General features: G+C 53.9%; 4 protein-coding genes. All 4 read left to right on the top strand.

Annotated elements, in window-relative coordinates; genetic code table 11:
• Positions 1–268: 268 nt before the first annotated feature.
• Positions 269–1,072: an ABC transporter permease gene (locus tag QNK41_RS16695; protein WP_319258960.1), complete on the top strand. Its 804-nt coding sequence runs from the start codon at positions 269–271 to the stop codon at positions 1,070–1,072.
• Between the two features lie 7 nt (positions 1,073–1,079).
• The gene (locus QNK41_RS16690) at positions 1,080–1,850 is read left to right on the top strand and encodes an ABC transporter ATP-binding protein (protein WP_319258959.1); all 771 of its coding nucleotides are present in this window, start codon (positions 1,080–1,082) and stop codon (positions 1,848–1,850) included.
• Between the two features lie 43 nt (positions 1,851–1,893).
• Complete coding sequence (gene mlaD / locus QNK41_RS16685; RefSeq protein ID WP_319258957.1) at positions 1,894–2,346, top strand: outer membrane lipid asymmetry maintenance protein MlaD; 453 nt, start codon at positions 1,894–1,896, stop codon at positions 2,344–2,346.
• A 106-nt stretch (positions 2,347–2,452) separates the two neighbouring features.
• The coding region (locus QNK41_RS16680) for an ABC transporter substrate-binding protein (protein ID WP_319258955.1) at positions 2,453–2,878 on the top strand (426 nt) is incomplete at its 3' end.

Here is a 2,878-nt window from a genome sequence, read left to right as displayed (position 1 = left end):
ACGGTTGGGTACCATCGATGGTTGTATTCAAAAGGTGAAACCCATTGGGATTGCCGATCTCACCGCATCTTCGGCGTTAGATATCGCCGCGCATAGTCCACTATAGCGCGACGACATCTGCCTTGAATCTGCGGCAAGCTCGACAATCGCTCAGATTGGGTTTACATTAACGGCGATTTCAGTTATTTTTACAAGCTTATCGGTGGTTCATGGCTCCAATCCGACTCACCGCCACGTCCGTTGAGGAACCAATAGCGGTATTGAATCGATGGCCCAATCCTATATAATCACCAATATGTTGGCCGGTCTCGGCCGCATGGCCATTGCCCCTGTTCAGGAACTGGGCCGGGTGGCCATCTTTTTTTTACGCGGCGTCACCCATCTTTTTTCGTTTCCTCTGCAGGCGGACAAGATCATCGACCAGATCTATTTTATCGGCACGAAATCGGTGTTCGTGATCTGCCTCACTGGCGCGTTTACGGGGATGGTATTAGGCCTGCAGGGTTACTATACACTGGTGAAGTTCGGTTCCGAGGGGCTGTTGGGGGCGGCGGTGGCCTTGAGCCTGATTCGTGAAATGGGACCGGTGTTAGCTGCCATCATGGTCGTGGCTCGTGCCGGTTCGGCCATGGCCGCGGAAATCGGTATCATGCGCATTTCCGAACAGATCGATGCCCTTGAGACCATGGATATCAACCCCGTGCGTTTTCTGTTCAGCCCCCGGCTGGGGGCTGCGCTGATCAGCTTTCCCTTTCTCACGGCCATTTTCGATGTGGTGGGGATTATCGGAGGCTACGTGACCGGCTCACTGCTGCTGGGGATCAATTCCGGGCTCTATTTCAGCCGGGTGGAGTCCAGCGTGCTCATGGAAGACATCAACGGCGGATTTGCCAAATCATTTTGTTTTGCCGCCATCGTGGTAACGATTTGCTGTTTTCAAGGCTACACGACCCACCTGCGCAAGGAAGGTTTTGGCGCCAAGGGCGTGAGCCTGTCCACCACGTCGGCGGTGGTCCTGTCCTGTGTAATGATTATGGTCGCCGACTATGTGTTGACTTCGTTCTTGCTGTGAGACGACGATGACCGTGCCGTTGATCGAGTTTAATCACGTGTTCAAGCGCTTCGGCGACAATGCCGTGCTCAAGGGTGTGGATCTGTCCATCTACCAGGGGCAGGTTACGGCCATTATCGGCAAGAGCGGCATCGGCAAGAGCGTTCTGCTCAAGCACATCATTGGTCTTTTGGAGCCGGACGAAGGGGAAATCCGCTTCCAGGGGCAGGCCATCAACGCCATGCCCGCTGCCGCGCGCCGGGCGGTGAAGATGAAGTTCAGCTATATGTTTCAGGGAACGGCCCTGTTTGATTCCATGACCGTTTATGAGAATGTGGCCCTGCCGCTGAAGGAGAAGGGCCGGGTAGCGTTCCGTGACATTCAAAACCGTGTGCGTGACAAGCTGGCCCAACTGGACCTGGTCGGAATCGAGGACAAATACCCCTCCCAGCTTTCCGGCGGCATGAAAAAACGGGTGGCCATGGCGCGGGCCCTGGTGACCGATCCGGAGATCGTGCTTTTTGACGAACCGACGACGGGTCTGGACCCCATCCGCAAGAACGCGGCCCACGCCATGATTGCCGAATACCAGAAAACCTTCGGCTTTACCGGGGTCATGGTCAGCCACGAAATTCCCGATGTGTTCTACATCTGCCAGCGTATTGCTATGCTGGATCAGGGCCGGATCATCTTTCAGGGAAGCCCGGCGGAGATCCAGAACAGCGCTGAACCGGCGATCCGGCAATTTATCCGGGGCCAGGACCCGGAGGCAATCAAAGCTGCGCCAAGCGAGCGCTAACGATGACAGCCGCATCGGTTTCTTTTGCAGCTGTGGAGGTAATATGAAAAAAACATCTGTCGAAACCGCGGTGGGCGTGTTCGTTCTCATCGGCCTGATCAGCGTGGCTTACCTCACCATCAAGTTGGGAAAAATGGAGTGGTTCGGCGACGATTACTATACGCTCGATGCGCGCTTCAATTCGGTTTCGGGACTGAAGGCCGGGGCTCTTGTGGACATGGCGGGGGTAGAAATTGGCCAGGTGGCCGATATCCACCTTGACAATCAAAGACAGGAGGCCATTGTCAGTCTGAAAATCAAAAAAGGCGTGATGCTCACCGATGACGTCATTGCCTCGGTAAAAACGTCCGGACTGATCGGCGATAAATTCATCCGGTTGACGCCGGGCGGTTCGGACAGAATACTGAAAACCGGAGACATGATTATAGAAACCGAGTCGGCCCTGGACATTGAGGAACTGGTCAGCAAATATGTTTTTGGAGATGCCGAAAAGTAATTCCGTGCTGCATTCAAGATGATACCCAAGTGTCAAGCAGGCGGTGACGCAGCCGACACCGGTAAAACTTGTATGCCAAATGGAATAAGAGATTGCGGAGGATGTTATGATCCTTAAAAGTACTGCCGGAGTACTGGCTGTTTATGTGTTGATGATATTCCCAGCGGTAGCGGTATCATTGGAGCCCATGGCCACCATCAAAGCCCCCATCGACACCGTCATTGCCATTCTCAATGATCCCCAATACAAGGTGAAGGGCACCAAATCGGCCCAGCGGGATGAAATCTGGAAGAATGTCAAGCCGATGTTCAACTTCGATGAGATCGCCCGACGCACCGTAGCGCGTAACTGGAGCGATTTCAACGATGCGGAAAAGGCCGCATTTACCGATGTGTTTGCCCAGTTTCTCGGCAACACCTACATCGATAAGGTGCAGGGAGAATACCACAACGAGCAGATCGTTTACCTCGGGCAGGATTTCTACTCGGACATCTACGCCGAAGTCAAAACCCAGATCGTCAGAGAAACATTA

Origin of the sequence: Desulfosarcina sp. (genome assembly GCF_033791525.1) — a bacterium.
Lineage (GTDB): Bacteria > Desulfobacterota > Desulfobacteria > Desulfobacterales > Desulfosarcinaceae > Desulfosarcina.
Note: the sequence above shows the minus strand (reverse complement) of the source record. Positions and strands in the feature narration are given on the sequence as shown.

Bases quoted from the DNA above. Each gene is read 5' to 3' on its own strand.
- QNK41_RS16690 (WP_319258959.1), top strand. From the start codon at position 1,080: ATGACCGTGCCGTTGATCGAGTTTAATCACGTGTTCAAGCGCTTCGGC.
- QNK41_RS16695 (WP_319258960.1), top strand. From the start codon at position 269: ATGGCCCAATCCTATATAATCACCAATATGTTGGCCGGTCTCGGCCGC.
- mlaD (WP_319258957.1), top strand. From the start codon at position 1,894: ATGAAAAAAACATCTGTCGAAACCGCGGTGGGCGTGTTCGTTCTCATC.